We start from the raw sequence: 15,400 nt of genomic DNA, 5'->3' as shown, positions 1-15,400 counted from the left end.
GCCCGTCCAGCGCAGCAGGGCCGCGCGCAGGGCGTCGGCGCGGGCCGCGCGGTCCATGGTGTCGGTGGCCCAGGCGATGTAGCCGTCGGGGCGGACCAGCAGCGCGGTGCGCCGGTCGCCGCGCCAGGTGCCGTGCACGAGGCGGCGCGCGTCCCGGCCGCCCAGCTCCGGCGTCTCGTACGCGGGGGTGATGAGCACGAAGCGGTTGCCGCGCAGCGCTTCGTAGAGGCGACTGCCGTCCGCGAGCCGGATGTCGGGCGCGCGCCGGCCCGTCAGCGGGTGGTCGCCGCGGTGGCGGCCGTACGCGATGCCGATGCCGGTGATCATCGAGACCGCGCGGTGGGTCACCGGCGGTACCCGCTTGATGAGCTGCGTGGCCAGCAGGCGCGCCGCGCGCTGTGCGCGGGTCTGCAGCAGCGCGAACCGGATGAGCGCGCCGCTGGAGCGCAGCACCATGCGGCCCACCGGGTGGCGTTCGGCCTGGTAGGTGTCCAGCAGCGCGTCGGTGGCCCGGCCGCGCAGTACGGCGATGAGCTTCCAGCTGAGGTTGGCGGCGTCCTGGAGTCCGGTGTTCATGCCCTGGCCGCCGGCCGGGGAGTGGACGTGGGCCGCGTCGCCCGCGAGGAACGCCCGGCCGACGCGGTACTGCGGCACCTGCCGCTCGTCGCTGTGGAAGCGGGACATCCAGCGGGCCTCCTGGATGCCGTAGTCGGTGCCGTGGGCGAGCCGGGTGAGCTCGCGGACCTCTGCCAGGTCGACCGGCGCCTTGTCGTCGGTCTGCCGGTGGCGGTGCCAGGCGATCACCCGGAACCAGCCGTCGCCGAAGCCCGCGATGAGGGCGAAGGCGTCGTCGGTGGCCTTGGCGACGAGCGGCGCGTCCGGCTCCTCGGTGAGCCGTACGTCGGCGAGTACGACGGACCGGATGACGGCCTTGCCGGGGAACGGCAGGCCGAGCGCCCGGCGGACGCCGCTGTGCACGCCGTCGGTCCCGACCAGGTAGGAAGCGCGGTGGCCGGCCGTGCCACCGCCTTCGGTGCGGACCGTGGCCGTGATGCCGTCGGCGTCCTGGTCGACGCCGGTGAGCTCGTGGCCGTACGCGAAGGTCACGCCGGCCTTGCGGGCCCGCTCCTCCAGTACCCGCTCCACCTCGAACTGCGGGGTGACCAGGATGAACGGGAAGCGGGTGGGCAGTTCGGTCGGGTCGATCGAGACATCGGCGAACAGCTGGAGCGAGGTCACCGGGTGGCCGGTGTCGACCACTTCCTCGGCGAGGCCGCGGGCGTCGAACTGTTCGAGGGTGCGGGCGTGCACGACCAGGGAGCGGGTGAGGTTGCTGATCCCGGGGGCGCGGCGCTCCAGCAGGGTGACGTCGAGGCCGGCCTCGGCCAGGTCGCCGGCGAGCAGCAGGCCGGTGGGCCCGGCGCCGACGACCAGGACGTCGGAGGTGGGGTGCTGGGTCATCGAGGGGAAGGTGTCGCTGGGCTTGCGGTTCATGGCCGCCTCCTGTGCCAACACTTGTAGGTCAACGCTCGTTGGCTGCTTATGGGCAACGTACGGCTGCTCCTCTGGTGTGTCAACAGGTGTTGGCCTACGCTTGTTGACATGGCCGACACCGATCCCTCAGCCCGCCCCCGCCGCTCCGACGCGACCCGGGCCGCGATCCTCACCGCCGCCCGCGACCGCTTCGCCGCGGAGGGGTACGAGCGCGCCACCATCCGGGCCATCGCCAGGGACGCGGGCATCGACCCCTCCATGGTCATGCGCTACTACGGCAACAAAGAGGGCCTGTTCGTGGCCGCCACGGAGATCGACCTGCGGATGCCGGACCTGACTCTCGTACCGCGGGAGCTGCTGGGCGAGCGGTTGGTGCGCCATTTCCTGGACCTCTGGGAGAGCGATGAGCGGCTGACCGGGATGGTGCGGGTCGGCGTGACGATGGAGGCGGGCGCCGAGCGGGTGCGGTCGATCTTCCGCGACCAGCTGGGGCCGGTGATCGCGGCGGTCTGCCCGGTGCCGGACGAGGAGGAGGCCGCGGTGCGGGCCGCGCTGGTCGCCTCGCAGATCCTGGGCATGGCGATGGCCCGTTACGTCGTCCGCATACCGCCGGCCGTGGGGCTCGGCCACGACGAGGTCGTCGCCTGGCTCGCGCCCACGGTGCAGCGGTACTTGACGGAGGAGCGGCCGTAAGCCGTCGGGCTACAGCGGTGTCGCCGCCTGGAGGACGAGGAAGAGGGCGACGGTGGCGTTGACGGAGGAGAGGGCGGAGGCCAGGGTGCCGGCCGCCGCGACGAGGGTGGCGATACCGGCCGGGGTGGCTGCCCGCGGCCAGCTGCGAGTCGGCGGTCCGGACCGCAGCAGCGCCGCCACCCGGCGCGGTACGGGCCCCGGAGCGGCGAACGACGCCAGCCCCGCCATCGGCGCGTGCCGGGTGACGAGCGCCGCCTTGCCCACCGCGCGCGCCGTCACACGGCGGTCGCCGACCGCTTGCGCCGCCTCCTCGTCCGCCCAGCGTTCGGTGCAGAACTCCGTGGCCGTACGCAGCGGTCGCAGAAAGGGATTGGCGCGGGCCGCGAGCTGTACGGCCAGCAGGTAACGGTGGTGACGGCCCGCCAGATGGGCACGCTCGTGCGCGAACAGGGCCCGCCGCTCGCGCGAGTCCAGCCGGGCCAGCATCGCGGTGGACACCACGATCCGGCCCGGACCGGGCCGCCGGGCCGGCAGCGCGTACGCGTACGGCGCGCCGTCCGGCAGGACCGCGACCCGCGAGCCCGGCAGCCCGGCCAGCGCGCGGGCCGCCCGGCGCCGTACGCGCAGATGGCGCCAGAGCGTACGGACACCGGCGACGGCCACCGCGCACAGGGCGGGGATCGCCGCCCTGCCTGCGATCTCGTCGTACGGGACCGCCGCGCGCACCTCCGGGTCGGACCAGCCGTCCGGCAGCGGGTTGCCGGGCAGCTGGGCGGTGCCGACGACCATGATCAGGCCGAGGCAGAGCGTGCTGCATACGGCCAGTACGGCTGCCACGCCGGCCAGCAGACGGGTGGCGCTGCGCGGGTGCAGATGCTGTTCGGCCAGGCGCGCCACCGGCCACGCGGTCAGCGGGAGCACCAGGGGCAGGAAGACGAACACGCCCACGGTCAGCCCTCCGGGGGCGCTTCCGGGGCGTCCGCCGCCTCGTGGAGCAGGCCGCGCAGCAGCCGTTCGTCGTCGGCTGAGAGGGCCGTGACGAAGCTGGCCAGTACCGCTTCCCGGTCGGTCTCGGCGTCCAGTACCCGGCGCATGCGCAGCGCGGCGAGCCCCGCCTCGTCGGACGCGGCCTGCCACACGAAGGCGCGGCCCAGGCGCTCGCGGGTGACGGCCCCCTTGGCCAGCAGCCGGGAGAGGATGGTCATGACGGTGGTGTAGGCGAGGTCGCCGTCCAGGCGTTCCTGCACCCAGGCCGCGGTCGCCGGGCCCGGGGAGAGCCGCAGCACCGACAGGACCTGTGCCTCCAGTTCGCCCTGGCCGCGCCGGCGCCCGCGGGGGTCGCGCTCGTGCCGCCCCTCGCCCGGTCGCCGGTCCGCTCCGCGGTCCACTCCGCCGTCTCCCTCCGCCGCCCCGGCCGTACGTGTGGTGGTCGTACGGTCCGTGGGGCGGCCATCGTACTGATGTGAGCCCGGGGCGTACGCCTGGTCTTCACCCGCTGTTTCTACAGTGCTGTAGATTCAAGGTGCCGGCGAACGGGGGCGGAAGCGGGGAAGCGATGGCGCGGTTACGGCGGGAAGGCCTGCGGGCACGGGACACGGCGGACTTCGAGCGGCTGGTGGACCGGGCACTGAGCACCGGTGCGATCGCGCGGGCCGTACGGGCCGACCCCACCGGCGGGCTCGCCCGACGGCTGCGCAGCGGCGCGCTCGCCGAGGCCGCCCTGCTCGCGGAGGCGGCCGCGCCGGAGTACCGGACGTACCTCGCCCTCCGGGAGGGCGCGGACGGCGGGGAGGGTGACGGTGGGAATGGGAACGGGGACGGGGACGAGGGGGAGCGGCGGGGGCGCGGGCTGCTGCCCCTGCTCGGCGTGTTGGTGCCGAGCCTGGCCGCCGTCGCGGCCGTTGTCTTCTTCCTGCTCGGCTTCCTGCTGCGGCCGGCCGCCTCGCAACGGGCGCTCGCGGACGCCCTGATCACCGCGGGGCAGGTGTCCGTGGTGGTCACCGCGGTGTCGCTGGCCTGCGGCGTCGCCGGGCTGCTCGGCACCGCTGCCCGGCACCGGGCGTCCGGCGCCGATGCTCCGGGCGAGCGGCTGCGGCGGGCCCACGAGGCGTGGCAGCTGGCGCTGCTGGAGCGCGGGATCGGGCCGTACTTGGAGCGGCGGCTCCGCGCCGCCCCGCCATCCGACCGGGACGCAGCCCGGCCCTCCCGCCCTTCCCGGCTCGGCTACAGCAGTCCGGACTTCGCGGGTCCGGACTTCGCCGGTCCGGACTTCGCCGGTCCGGACTTCGGCGGACCCGATTCCGGGCCGCGTCGCTGACCAGTACGCTCATGAGGCCCTCCGTGCGGAGGGGGAAAAGAGGACCGGGGATGTTCGGGATCAGTGAGATCGCGCTGCTCCTCATCGTGGTGATCGTGCTGCTCGCGGCCAAGCGGCTGCCCGACCTCGTGCGGTCGGCCGGCAAGGCGACCCGCATCCTGAAGAGCGAGACCAGGGCGATGAAGGACGGGGTGCACCCGGACGACGACGGCCCGCCGCCGCGCGTGATCAAGGCGCAGCCCGGCGACGTGATCAACTCCCGCGCCCATGAGGGGCCTTCCCGTACGCCCGAGGAGGGCGGGGCCCGCGGCTGAGCGCCGCGGGGCCCCGGGTCGCGCCCGTCACCTCTCGGGTCAGAGGTCGAACTCGGCCGGCGGGATGTCCAGCGCGAAGCAGACATCGCGCACGACGGCCTGCTCGGTCTTGTCGAAGTCGCCGTCCGCGCCGCCGATGACGATGCCGATCTGGATGACGGCCCGCGCCTCGGTCGGCTTCTTCTTCACCTTGCCGATCTCCTGGAGCACGCTCACCCTGCCGAAGTCGAAGTCGGCGATGAGCTTGTCGAGGTAACCGTCGAAGCGGCGCTGCAGGTCGTCCGCCGGGAAGTTCTGCAGCACGTCGTTCGACATGATCAGCTGGGCGACGCGGCGGCGTTCGGAGGCGTCGACGCTGCCGTCCGCCGCGGCCACCAGCGCGCACATCGCCATGCTCGCGTCCCGGAAGGCGCCGCTCTTGAGGTCGTTCTTCTTCGCCGTCAGCTGCGTCTGCATCGTCTGGGCGGAGTCCTTGATCCGGTCCCACAGGGCCATGTGCTTCTCCTCGTCGTTCCTCGTCCACCGCACCGCGCAGGGGCGCGCCGCAGAGCTGAAATCTACACGGGTGTAGAAGTTGACGGCATGGTCCGGCCGGGATCACCGGCCGCCCCCCCGGCCGGGGCCCGAGGGGTGGTGTCCGTCATGGTGCTCAACGTGCCCGCGATACGAATCGTGCCCGCGATGCGCATCGTGTCCGCGATGCGCGTCGTGCCCGTGGTGCGTTTCGTGTCAGCCGAGGTCGAGCCGGCCCGCGACCACGTCGTGGGCCACGTCGGAGAGCAGCCGGCGGTGCGCGCGGGCGTGGCCGCGCAGCAGGGCGAAGGCGCCGTCCATGGTGAGCGAGTGGCGGGTGGCGAGCACGCCCTTGGCCTGCTCGATGATCACCCGGCTGTTCAGCGCGAACTCCAGCTGCGCGCTCAGCGTCCGGCTCGCGTGCAGTTCGTGGTCGCGCATCAGGATCAGCGCGGTGAAGTCCGCGAGGGACTGGGCGAGCGTCGCCGCCTCCTCGGACACCGGGTCGTCCGCCGCGGAGCCGAGCAGGACCAGCGCGCCCACGGACCGCTCGCCGGTCCGCAGCGGGAAGGCGGCGGCGCGCGCGTACCCCAGCTCCAGCGCCCGCGGCGCGTACCGCGGCCAGCGCTGCCTGGCCGGCGGGCCGTCGAACGCGATGCCGGAGAGCGGCCGGCCGCTGCGGCGGCTGTCCGTGCCCGGGCCCTCGCGCCACTTCAGCGCCTCCTGCTTCAGCAGCTGCGCGCCGTCCTCGGAGCCGGCCACCTGCGGTTCCGCCCGGTCGTCGGCGGCCGCCTCCGCGCCGGCGGCGCGCACCCCGAGCAACCCGGGACTGCACCGCGCCAGCGTGGCCAACAGCTCGGGAACCTCCAGGCGCGTGCCCGCGGTGCCTCCGGACAGTTCCACGAACACGTCGGCGATCTGCTGTGCCGGTGTCGTCATGACGCCCCCTTCAGGCGAGTCGCAGCGCTCCGCGAACCTTGCGCCATCCTTGCCGGTCAGGCAAGACGGAGCTTTCCGTGCACGATCCGCCGGGCCATTTCATTGACGGGTACCCCGTCGGCGTATGCCTTCGCCTTGATGAGCGCGAGTGCGTCCTCGACAGGACAGTGAGCTTGTACGGACACCATGCCTGCCGCCTGGTGCACCGTGTCCCGGTGGTCCGTGCCGCCGTAGAGCTCCGGATCGGCGTCCGGGCCGAGCAGTACGGTGCGCACCAGCGCCTCGGTGACCTCGGTGAAGACCGCGGACCTGGCGATACCTGGCCGGGGGTCGAAGACGGCCAGTGAACCCAGGCAGCCGTCGGGAGTTTCCAAGGGTACGGCGACCACCTCGCCGAAGCCCAGTGCCGTCACCGCCGGGCCGTAACCGGGCCAGCGCCGCTCGATGGCGGGCCCGGAGGCGGTGACCAGGCAGCGGCCGGCGGCGGCGTCCCGGCAGGGGCCTTCGCCCAGTACGTACTCCAGATCCTGGGCGGCGCGCGACGGATCGTCGGACGCGGCGACCGCGAGCTGGCTGTGGTCGGAGCCGAGCAGGGCCAGGGCGGCGCTGCCCGTGCCGCAGGCGTCCGCGACCACGCTCATGAACGGGGGCGGCGGGCCGGCGGGCGACCGCCAGCTCTCCAGCCGGTGGGCGTACGCCTCTTGGAGATGGGCCGAGGAACGATGGGTGGCGGCCGCTTTGCGGTGGGTGGCCGCGAGCCGGAGATGGAGCGGATGTCCGGTCTTCTCCGCGAAGCGTTCCTGCTGTGCGGCCAGCGCCTCGGCGCGGTCCGCGCGTCGGTGCGCCCCGGCCGCACGACGCCGTGCGGCCGCCGCCGTTCCGGACGGACCACGGGTTTCCATGGAGGCAGCCTACGCGGGCTTTCCGCCATCGGCCCGTGCCTCCGGCACTTCTTCCATCAACAGGACGACGCCGCCGTTGTAACCGTCGAACGGCGAGCAGGCGACCGTGCAGTGGATGGCCCGGCCGATGCGGTTCACGGCCGGGACGCCGACGGGGCCCGTGCCCAGTCCGCTGTCCAGGCACTGGTGGACCATGTCCCGCAGCTGATCGGCGGGCAGCCCGAAGTCCAGTGAGAAGAACGGCTCTTCCACGACCTCGTCGGAGCGCAGCCCCCACAGCTCGGCGGCGCCGCGGTTCCAGCTCTTGACCCGGGTCTCCCGGTCCAGTACCACCACACCCGCCGCGACGCTGGTCAGGACCGCTTCGAGGAACGCGCGGGCCTCGTCCAGCTCCTCGGTGCGGATGCGCATCTCCTCATTCATGGTCTCCAGTTCCTCGTTGCCCGACTGGAGTTCCTCGTTCGTCGTCTCCAGCTCTTCGTTGGTGGACTGGAGTTCCTCGTTGGTGGTCTCCAGTTCCTCGATGCTGGACTGGAGTTCCTCGTTCGTCGTCTCCAGCTCCTCGTTGGTGGACTGCAATTCCTCGTACGCGGTCTCCAGGTCCTCCCGCACCCGTTTCACCTCCGACCGCAGCTGCGTGGCCACGGTGACGTCGGTGAAGGTGATGCTCGTGGCGACCGGCATCCCGTTGGCGGACATCAGCGGCTGGATGAGGATGTCGAAGTACTGGACCTCCTCGCCGGCCCGCCGCTCGGCGCCGTTGACCCGCAGGGTCCGCCGCTCGTGCACGGCCTGCTCGATCAGGGAGCGCAGCTCGACCGGGCGGTAGGAGATCTCCAGGTCCTGGAACGGGCGGCCGATGTCGCTCGCGGTGAGGGAGAACTGGGCGCGCGCGGGATGGTTGATCATCACCACGGCCCCGTCGGTGTCGACCGCGACCGCCGGGGAGGGCGTGGCGTCCAGGATCAGGTCGCGCAGCTGGCGGTTGCGGGCGAGGGAGTGGATCTCGTTGTGGCCACTCGCGCGGATCTGCACGGGGGCCGGGTTGTACGGCGGACCGGACTCGCCGGGGCGGCGCCGGAAGACCCGCTGGCGCATGCTCATGACGTCGAAGCGGTCGGTGTCGTTCAACAGCATCTCCGCCTTCCCCAGGAAGAGGAAGCCGCCCGGACGCAGCGCGAAGTGGAAGCGGTCGACGATCTGGGTCTGCGCCTCGACGTTGAAGTACATCAGCGTGTTGCGGCAGAGCAGCAGGTCCAGGCGGGAGATCGGGGCGTCGCGGGTGATGTCGTGCCGGCCGAAGATCACCCGGCGGCGCAGGTCGGGGCGGAAGCTGAACTGCGCGCCGTTCTGGTCGAAGTACTTCTCCCGCAGCTCGGCGGAGAGCCCTTCCAGGGCCTTCGCCGTGTAGAGCCCGGAGCGCGCGTCGCGCAGCGCCTCTTCGTCGACGTCCGTGGCGTAGATCTTGACGCGGTTCAGGCACTCCTCGATGCCGAGCGCCTCGGAGAACATGACCGCGAGGGAGTACGCCTCCTCGCCGCTGGAACAGCCGGCGCTCCACACCCTGATCTCTTCCTCGGGGTCCCCCTGCGCGAGCAGTTCGGGGAGCACCTCGCGCTGGAGGAAGGCCCAGGCGTCGGGGTCGCGGAAGTAGGAGGTGACGTTGATCAGGATCGTGTTGAAGAGCGCGCCGAATTCGTCCGCACTGGTCTCCAGCAGGTCCCGGTAGTCGGTGTAGGACTCCACGTGCACATCCGCCATCCGCTTGCGGATGCGGCGGCCCAGGGAGGATCTCTTGTAGCCGGTGAAGTCGAATCCCCGGGTGTCTCTCAGAAAGCCGAGCAGTGCCTCCAGCTCCTCATCGGCCTCGGCTTCCCGCACGTCACCCATCATTGCCTCTTGGTCTCGACCAGGCCACGGATCACCGCGGCGATTTCTTCCAGGGGTAGCACGAAGTCCACGGCCCCTGTCTCCACGGCCGCTTCCGGCATGCCCCGGAATTCTGCCGTGCGGGGATCTTCGACGATGACGGTGCCGCCGCGCGACTTCACCGCGTCGACGCCCATCGCGCCGTCGTAGCCGGAGCCGGTGAGGACGCAGGCGATGGCGCGCGCGCCGTAGGCGCCCGCCATCGATTCGAAGAGGAGGTCGGCAGAGGGGCGTACGAAGTGCACCATCTCGCTGTTGGAGAGCGTCAGGACGCCGTTGGAGCCGACGAGGAGGTGGCGGTTGGGCGGGGCGATGTACACGACGCCGGGAAGGGCCTGCTCACCGTCCTCCGCCAGCTTGACCCTGAGCGGGGTGCGCCGGGCGAGGACGTCGGCGATGACGGTGCCGTGGCGGGGGTCGAGGTGCTGCACGACCAGGAGGGGGACGGAGAGCCCGGTCCCCAGTGCTTCCAGGAACACGCTCAGTCCGTGGATGCCGCCGGCCGAGGAGGCGACCGCCACGATGGCGAAATGGTCCGGTGCCGATTCGTCGTGGTCCGGTGCGGGCGTGTATGCCGTCACACCTGCGAGCCTAGTCTCCTCCGCCCGTGCGAGGGGAACAGCGGCGGAGGACGCGGACCGGAGCCACCGGAAGTACTGGTTCGCATACGCCGACCGGCGCGGTCGGCCCTCCGCCGTCCGTCAGGGCCACACCAGGCAGTACGCCTGGTGTCCGGCCTCGTGCAGGCGGTGGCTGAAGTCCTGCCATTCGTGGAGGAGGCGGTAGACGGCGAAGGCGTCGCGCGGGCCGCCGCGGTCGGGGACGGTGGACCAGATGAAGGCCGCGGCGCCCACCGACTCCTCGCCGACGCCGCGCAGCGGGTCGACGACCGTCATCGGGAGCTTGACCACGGCGTAGTCGGGGTGCAGGACGACCAGCTCCAGCGGGGGGACCTTCGACAGGGGTATGCCCTCTATGCCGGTCAGCACCATCGCCGCCATGGTCTCCGGCTTGATCTTCGTGAACATCCCGCCCATGCCGAGCTCGTCACCGCCCAGCTCTTCGGGGCGCATCGAGATCGGTACCCGGGCCGCGGTGGCGCCGTCGGGAGCGCCGAAGTATTTGTACGTCACCCCCATGCGCCCGCCTCTGCTGCTGGTCCCGCTGTTGTTCTTCGGGCCGACATGCCCGGTGCCGTTGTGCTCCGCACGGTCCTGCTCGCCGCTGTACTCCGCTCGCCGGTGGCGTCCGCGCCGGGCGCGCTCCGGGCCCCGGTCATCGGTCCCTTCGCCCAGTTCGCCACCGCGATGCATATCTCCACCCGACCACTCGCAGCCTCGGCCGCGCAACCCGATCATCGTCTCAGAGACCTCCCCCGTCACCGGCGTGTGAAACGCCCGGCCACGCGCCCCCGTGCGCCTCTGAGACCATTGCTTGCGTGACTCACTCGTACGATGCCCCAGTTTCGCAGACGCTCTTCGACCGCGCGGCCGTCGTGACGCCCGGCGGCGTGAACTCTCCCGTGCGCGCGTTCCGCGCCGTGGGCGGTACGCCCCGGTTCATGGTGTCCGGTACCGGTCCGTACCTCACCGATGCCGACGGTCGTGAGTACGTCGACCTCGTGTGCTCGTGGGGACCGATGATCCTCGGCCATTCCCACCCGCAGGTCCTCGCGGCCGTGCAGGACGCCGTCGCGCGCGGCCTGTCCTTCGGCACGCCGGGCGCCGGCGAGGTCGAGCTCGCCGAGGAGATCGTGGCCCGGATCGCGCCGGTCGAGCAGGTCCGGCTGGTCTCCTCCGGTACCGAGGCGACCATGTCGGCGATCCGGCTGGCCCGCGGCTTCACCGGCCGCCCCAAGGTGATCAAGTTCGCCGGCTGCTACCACGGACACGTGGACGCCCTGCTGGCCGCGGCCGGTTCGGGTGTGGCGACCTTCGGGCTGCCCGACACGCCGGGCGTCACCGGCGCGCAGGCCGGCGACACGATCGTGCTGCCGTACAACGACATCGAGGCCGTGCGTGCCGCGTTCGCCGCGCACGAGGGCCAGATCGCCTGTGTGATCACAGAGGCGTCGCCCGGCAACATGGGCGTGGTCCCGCCGCTGCCCGGCTTCAACCAGGGCCTCGCGGACCTGTGCTCCGCGAACGGCGCGCTGTACATCTCCGACGAGGTCATGACCGGCTTCCGGGTGAGCAAGGCCGGCTGGTACGGCATCGACGGGGTCACCCCGGACCTGATGACCTTCGGCAAGGTCATGGGCGGCGGCTTCCCGGCCGCGGCGTTCGGCGGCCGCGCCGACGTCATGGCCCACCTCGCCCCGGCAGGGCCGGTCTACCAGGCGGGCACCCTCTCCGGTAACCCGGTCGCCACCGCGGCCGGCGTCACGCAGCTGCGGCTGCTGGACGACGCCGCGTACGAGCAGGTCGACGCGGTCTCCGCGGAGCTGCGCGGGCTGGTCTCCGAGGCGCTGACCAAGGAGGGCGTGGCGCACCGCGTGCAGGTCGCGGGCAACATGTTCTCGGTCTTCTTCTCCGACCAGGACGTCACCGACTACGAGAAGGCCAAGGCGCAGGAGTCCTTCCGCTTCACGCCCTTCTTCCACTCGATGCTCTCCCAGGGCGTCTACCTCCCGCCGTCCGCCTTCGAGTCGTGGTTCGTCTCCACCGCGCACGACGCGCGGGCCGTCGAGCGGATCGCGGCCGCGCTGCCGGCCGCCGCCCGGGCCGCCGCCGAGGCCACCGCATGAGCGGCACGACCGGCGGCAACGGCAACGGCAACGGCAACGGCGGCAACGGCGAGGACATCACCGTCGTCCACCTGATGCGCCACGGCGAGGTGCACAACCCCGAGGGCGTGCTCTACGGGCGGCGCCCCGGGTACCACCTCTCCGAGCTCGGCCGGCAGATGGCCGACCGGGTTGCCGAGCACCTCGCCGACCGCGACATCACGCACGTCGTCGCCTCCCCGCTGGAGCGGGCGCAGGAGACGGCCACACCGATCGGCAAGGCGCACGGGCTGGACGTCGCGAGCGACGGACGGCTCATCGAGGCCGGCAACATCTTCGAGGGCAAGACCTTCGGCGTCGGCGACGGCGCGCTCAAGCGGCCGGGGAACTGGAAGTACCTCACCAACCCGTTCCGGCCGTCCTGGGGCGAGCCGTACATCGAGCAGGTCGTCCGGATGATGGCGGCGCTCGGCGCGGCCCGGGACGCGGCCCGCGGTCACGAGGCCGTCGCGGTCAGCCACCAGCTGCCGATCTGGATCGTGCGCAGCTTCGCCGAGCGGCGCCGACTGTGGCACGACCCGCGCAAGCGGCAGTGCACGCTCGCCTCGCTGACGTCCTTCACCTTCCACGGCGACCGGATCGTCTCGGTCGGCTACACCGAGCCCGCGCTGGACCTGGTGCCCGAGCACCTGCGGGCCGGGGCCCAGCCCCGGTTCGGCAAGGGGTCCGTGAAGGGCAGCCAGCAGCAGAAGGCAGCGGGCGCCTGAGCCCACCGGCGGTACGTACGGGCAGCCGTCCGTACGTACCGCCGTAGATATATGCGATCGCGCCGGAACCCCGGCACCCGTTCCGCTCTCTTACCCGATGTCCGTATATACGGGCTTTGGTCTGGCAAGAGTGAACGGGAACGGTATGAGCGCGATCAGTCGGCGGAACCTGCTGGGCATCGGAGCAGGGGCGGCCGCCGCGCTCGGGCTGGCGGGCTGCGGCACCGCACGGCCCGGCGGCTCCGCCAAGGGGACCACCGTCCGGGCCCGCCCGCAGCTCCTCGGCGACGGCTCCACCGCCGCGACGGGCCCGCAGCCCCACCAGCCCCCGAAGCCCGAGCCGCTGGAGCCGGGGCAGACCCCGCCGCAGTTCGTCGTCTTCTCCTGGGACGGCGCGGGCGAGGTCGGCAACGGCCTCTTCCCCCGCTTCCGCCGCCTCGCCCGGGACCACGGCGCGTCGATGACGTTCTTCCTCTCCGGCCTGTACTGCCTGCCGGAGTCCAAGAAGTCGCTCTACCGCCCGCCGAACAACCCGGTCGGCGCCTCCGACATCGGGTACCTCACCGACGCGCACATCAAGGAGACGCTGCGGAACATCCGCGCGGCCTGGCTCGAAGGGCACGAGATAGGCACCCACTTCAACGGCCACTTCTGCACCGGCTCCGGCTCGGTCGCCCACTGGACCCCCGCGCAGTGGCGCTCCGAGATCGACCAGGCCACCGACTTCGTCACGAAGTGGCGGACGCACACCGGCTTCACCGACGTCGACCCGCTCCCCTTCGACTACCGCAAGGAGCTGGCCGGCGGCCGCACCCCCTGCCTGCTCGGCCAGGACAACCTGCTGCCCACAGCGCGCGACCTCGGCTGGCGCTACGACGCCAGCTCGCCCGGCGGCCGCCAGACCTGGCCCACGAAGAAGCTCGGCATCTGGGACTTCCCGCTCCAGCAGGTCCCGTTCCCCGGCCACTCCTTCGAGGTCCTCTCGATGGACTACAACATGCTCGCCAACCAGTCGGGGAACTCCACCCGGGCCCCGCGCGCGCACTACCCCGGCTGGCGCCGGCAGGCCGCCGGCGCGTACATCGCCGGTTTTCAGCGCGCCTACGAGACCAACCGCGCCCCCTTCTTCATCGGCAACCACTTCGAGGAGTGGAACGGCGGGATCTATATGGACGCCGTCGAGGAAGCGATCAAGCACATCGCGGACGCGCGGCACCGGGACGTGCGGCTGGTGTCCTTCAAGCAGTTCACCGACTGGCTGGCCGTGCAGGACCCGAAGGTGCTGGCCAGGCTCCAGGGGCTGGACGTCGGCGAGCGGCCGAAGGGCGGCTGGCGGCGGTACCTCGCGGCGGACTGAACCGCGCCGACGAGGGGGGTGCGGAAGATCCGTAATGGGCCCATGCGAAACTTTTCACATGAGTGCCTGCCGCGTCCCCCGCCGCGTCACCCGTCGCCGTCTGCTCCTGCCGGCCGCCGGCGCCGCGGTCGCCGCCGTGCTGCTGAGCGCCTGCGGGTCAGGCGGTACCTCAGGCGGCTCGGAGCAGACGAAGTTCGTGCAGGGCAAGGACGGTGTGGACACCGTGAAGCCGGCCGACCGGCAGCGGGTGCCCGACATCTCGGGTGAATCCACCAAGGGCAAGCACCTCGACATCGCCGACTACAAGGGCAAGGTCGTCGTCCTCAACATCTGGGGTTCCTGGTGCGCGCCCTGCATCGCCGAGGCCCCGAACTTCGCCGAGGTCGCGCACCAGACCAAGGACAAGGGCGTGCAGTTCCTCGGCATCAACACCCGGGACTCCAAGAAGACCCAGGCCGTCCGCTTCGAGGAGCAGCACAAGGTCCCGTATCCGAGCCTGTACGACCCGATGGGCAAGCTGATGCTGCGCTTCCCGAAGGGCAGCCTGAACCCGCAGGCGATCCCCACCACCATCGCGATCGACCGCAAGGGCCGGATCGCGGCCCGCGCGCTCACCCCGCTCAGCGAGAACGAGCTGCGCAAGATGATCGACCCGCTGATCGCGGAGAAGTGATCCTGTGATCGCGCTCGCCGCCGCAAGCACAGCCCCGAACCAGACCGTGCTCACCGGTGCCCTGCTGGTCGCCCTGCCGGTCGCCCTGCTCGGCGGCCTGGTGTCCTTCTTCTCCCCGTGCGTACTGCCGCTCGTGCCCGGCTACATGTCGTACGTGACCGGCGTCACCGGCACCGACCTCGGCGAGGCCAAGCGCGGCCGGATGCTGGGCGGCGCCGCCCTCTTCGTCCTCGGCTTCACGGTCGTCTTCGTCTCGGGCGGTGCCCTCTTCGGGTACTTCGGGCAGACGCTCCAGGACTACAAGGACGTCATCTCCCGGGTGCTCGGCGCCCTGACCATCCTGCTCGGCCTCACCTTCATGGGTGTGCTGGGCCGCTTCGGGCAGCGTGAGTTCCGGATGCTGCACAAGCGGCCCGCGATGGGGCTGGTGGGCGCGCCCGTGCTCGGGGTGCTCTTCGGCGTCGGCTGGACGCCGTGCCTGGGCCCCACCCTGACCGCCGTGAACGCCCTGTCGTTCAACGAGGCCAGCGCGGGCCGCGGCGCGCTGCTGACCATCGCGTACTGCGTCGGCCTCGGCCTGCCCTTCATCCTGGTCGCGCTGGCCTTCCGCAAGGCGCTGGGCGCGTTCGGCTGGGTCAAGCGCCACTATGTCTGGGTGATGCGGACCGGTGGCGGGCTGCTCGTGGTGATCGGCGTCCTGCTCGTCACAGGAATCTGGGACAGCATGATGTCCGAGCTGCAGAGCTGGACGACCGGCTTCACCGTTGGGATCTGAAT

Annotated in this window: 17 protein-coding genes; 8 read left to right on the top strand and 9 right to left on the bottom strand. The window is 71.9% G+C overall.

Annotation, left to right across the window (positions count from 1 at the left end; all coding sequences use genetic code 11):
- Nucleotides 1–1,494 (bottom strand): FAD-dependent oxidoreductase (locus tag ABT381_RS18570; RefSeq protein ID WP_351595042.1); only part of this gene is annotated, 1,494 nt, incomplete at its 3' end.
- A 108-nt stretch (nt 1,495–1,602) separates the two neighbouring features.
- Between ABT381_RS18570 and ABT381_RS18565 the strand changes: the two genes are divergently transcribed.
- Nucleotides 1,603–2,187 carry a TetR/AcrR family transcriptional regulator gene (locus ABT381_RS18565; RefSeq protein ID WP_351595039.1) on the top strand — a complete coding sequence of 195 codons (585 nt, stop codon included), beginning with the start codon at nt 1,603–1,605 and terminating at the stop codon, nt 2,185–2,187.
- 9 nt (nt 2,188–2,196) lie between these two features.
- Here the strand turns inward: ABT381_RS18565 and ABT381_RS18560 are convergent, their stop codons facing one another.
- Both ABT381_RS18560 and ABT381_RS18555 read right to left on the bottom strand, forming a co-directional pair.
- Nucleotides 2,197–3,135, bottom strand: a complete 939-nt coding sequence (locus ABT381_RS18560; protein WP_351595036.1) for a M56 family metallopeptidase — start codon at nt 3,133–3,135, stop codon at nt 2,197–2,199.
- 2 nt (nt 3,136–3,137) lie between these two features.
- Nucleotides 3,138–3,575, bottom strand: coding sequence for a BlaI/MecI/CopY family transcriptional regulator (locus tag ABT381_RS18555; protein ID WP_351595033.1), 438 nt, complete (start codon nt 3,573–3,575; stop codon nt 3,138–3,140).
- A gap of 167 nt (nt 3,576–3,742) precedes the next feature.
- On the opposite strand from ABT381_RS18555, the gene ABT381_RS18550 reads away from it, so the two are divergent.
- Both ABT381_RS18550 and ABT381_RS18545 read left to right on the top strand, forming a co-directional pair.
- Nucleotides 3,743–4,504, top strand: a complete 762-nt coding sequence (locus tag ABT381_RS18550; RefSeq protein WP_351595030.1) for a hypothetical protein — start codon at nt 3,743–3,745, stop codon at nt 4,502–4,504.
- Between the two features lie 50 nt (nt 4,505–4,554).
- Entirely contained in the window at nt 4,555–4,818 is a 264-nt protein-coding gene (locus ABT381_RS18545; RefSeq protein ID WP_351595027.1) for a twin-arginine translocase TatA/TatE family subunit, read from the top strand.
- 39 nt (nt 4,819–4,857) lie between these two features.
- Here the strand turns inward: ABT381_RS18545 and ABT381_RS18540 are convergent, their stop codons facing one another.
- The 6 genes from ABT381_RS18540 to ABT381_RS18515 all read right to left on the bottom strand — a co-directional run bounded on the left by ABT381_RS18540 (nt 4,858) and on the right by ABT381_RS18515 (nt 10,414).
- Nucleotides 4,858–5,313 (bottom strand): tellurite resistance TerB family protein, encoded by a 456-nt coding sequence (locus ABT381_RS18540; protein ID WP_351595024.1) that lies wholly within the window; start codon nt 5,311–5,313, stop codon nt 4,858–4,860.
- Nucleotides 5,314–5,547: 234 nt separating this feature from the next.
- Nucleotides 5,548–6,270, bottom strand: a complete 723-nt coding sequence (locus ABT381_RS18535; RefSeq protein ID WP_351595021.1) for an ANTAR domain-containing protein — start codon at nt 6,268–6,270, stop codon at nt 5,548–5,550.
- A 56-nt stretch (nt 6,271–6,326) separates the two neighbouring features.
- Nucleotides 6,327–7,172 (bottom strand): ANTAR domain-containing protein, encoded by an 846-nt coding sequence (locus ABT381_RS18530; RefSeq protein WP_351595018.1) that lies wholly within the window; start codon nt 7,170–7,172, stop codon nt 6,327–6,329.
- A gap of 9 nt (nt 7,173–7,181) precedes the next feature.
- Nucleotides 7,182–9,062 (bottom strand): CheR family methyltransferase, encoded by a 1,881-nt coding sequence (locus ABT381_RS18525; RefSeq protein ID WP_351595016.1) that lies wholly within the window; start codon nt 9,060–9,062, stop codon nt 7,182–7,184.
- The gene (locus ABT381_RS18520) at nt 9,062–9,682 is read right to left on the bottom strand and encodes a chemotaxis protein CheB (protein ID WP_351595013.1); all 621 of its coding nucleotides are present in this window, start codon (nt 9,680–9,682) and stop codon (nt 9,062–9,064) included. Before ABT381_RS18520 ends, ABT381_RS18525 begins: the two co-directional genes overlap by 1 nt.
- Before the next feature lie 120 nt (nt 9,683–9,802).
- Entirely contained in the window at nt 9,803–10,414 is a 612-nt protein-coding gene (locus ABT381_RS18515) for a hypothetical protein (RefSeq protein ID WP_351595010.1), read from the bottom strand.
- Between the two features lie 125 nt (nt 10,415–10,539).
- On the opposite strand from ABT381_RS18515, the gene hemL reads away from it, so the two are divergent.
- The 5 genes from hemL (at nt 10,540) to ABT381_RS18490 (ending at nt 15,398) form a co-directional block, all read left to right on the top strand.
- The gene (gene hemL / locus ABT381_RS18510) at nt 10,540–11,847 is read left to right on the top strand and encodes a glutamate-1-semialdehyde 2,1-aminomutase (RefSeq protein ID WP_351595008.1); all 1,308 of its coding nucleotides are present in this window, start codon (nt 10,540–10,542) and stop codon (nt 11,845–11,847) included.
- Entirely contained in the window at nt 11,844–12,593 is a 750-nt protein-coding gene (locus ABT381_RS18505) for a histidine phosphatase family protein (protein ID WP_351595005.1), read from the top strand. Before hemL ends, ABT381_RS18505 begins: the two co-directional genes overlap by 4 nt.
- A gap of 145 nt (nt 12,594–12,738) precedes the next feature.
- The gene (locus ABT381_RS18500) at nt 12,739–13,950 is read left to right on the top strand and encodes a polysaccharide deacetylase family protein (RefSeq protein ID WP_351595002.1); all 1,212 of its coding nucleotides are present in this window, start codon (nt 12,739–12,741) and stop codon (nt 13,948–13,950) included.
- A gap of 58 nt (nt 13,951–14,008) precedes the next feature.
- Nucleotides 14,009–14,623 (top strand): TlpA family protein disulfide reductase, encoded by a 615-nt coding sequence (locus ABT381_RS18495; RefSeq protein WP_351594999.1) that lies wholly within the window; start codon nt 14,009–14,011, stop codon nt 14,621–14,623.
- A 4-nt stretch (nt 14,624–14,627) separates the two neighbouring features.
- Nucleotides 14,628–15,398 carry a cytochrome c biogenesis CcdA family protein gene (locus ABT381_RS18490; protein WP_351594996.1) on the top strand — a complete coding sequence of 257 codons (771 nt, stop codon included), beginning with the start codon at nt 14,628–14,630 and terminating at the stop codon, nt 15,396–15,398.
- Nucleotides 15,399–15,400: the final 2 nt, after the last annotated feature.

Source organism: Streptomyces sp. NPDC000151 (assembly GCF_040301705.1).
GTDB lineage: Bacteria > Actinomycetota > Actinomycetes > Streptomycetales > Streptomycetaceae > Streptomyces.
The sequence above is the reverse complement of the archived record's forward strand: the minus strand, read 5'-3'. Positions and strand labels throughout refer to the sequence as shown.

Coding starts and splice junctions, on each gene's coding strand:
- ABT381_RS18565 (WP_351595039.1), top strand. CDS start 1,603: ATGGCCGACACCGATCCCTCAGCCCGCCCCCGCCGCTCCGACGCGACC.
- ABT381_RS18550 (WP_351595030.1), top strand. CDS start 3,743: ATGGCGCGGTTACGGCGGGAAGGCCTGCGGGCACGGGACACGGCGGAC.
- ABT381_RS18545 (WP_351595027.1), top strand. CDS start 4,555: ATGTTCGGGATCAGTGAGATCGCGCTGCTCCTCATCGTGGTGATCGTG.
- ABT381_RS18540 (WP_351595024.1), bottom strand. CDS start 5,313: ATGGCCCTGTGGGACCGGATCAAGGACTCCGCCCAGACGATGCAGACG.
- ABT381_RS18535 (WP_351595021.1), bottom strand. CDS start 6,270: ATGACGACACCGGCACAGCAGATCGCCGACGTGTTCGTGGAACTGTCC.
- ABT381_RS18530 (WP_351595018.1), bottom strand. CDS start 7,172: ATGGAAACCCGTGGTCCGTCCGGAACGGCGGCGGCCGCACGGCGTCGT.
- ABT381_RS18525 (WP_351595016.1), bottom strand. CDS start 9,062: ATGGGTGACGTGCGGGAAGCCGAGGCCGATGAGGAGCTGGAGGCACTG.
- ABT381_RS18515 (WP_351595010.1), bottom strand. CDS start 10,414: ATGCATCGCGGTGGCGAACTGGGCGAAGGGACCGATGACCGGGGCCCG.
- ABT381_RS18505 (WP_351595005.1), top strand. CDS start 11,844: ATGAGCGGCACGACCGGCGGCAACGGCAACGGCAACGGCAACGGCGGC.
- ABT381_RS18500 (WP_351595002.1), top strand. CDS start 12,739: ATGAGCGCGATCAGTCGGCGGAACCTGCTGGGCATCGGAGCAGGGGCG.
- ABT381_RS18495 (WP_351594999.1), top strand. CDS start 14,009: ATGAGTGCCTGCCGCGTCCCCCGCCGCGTCACCCGTCGCCGTCTGCTC.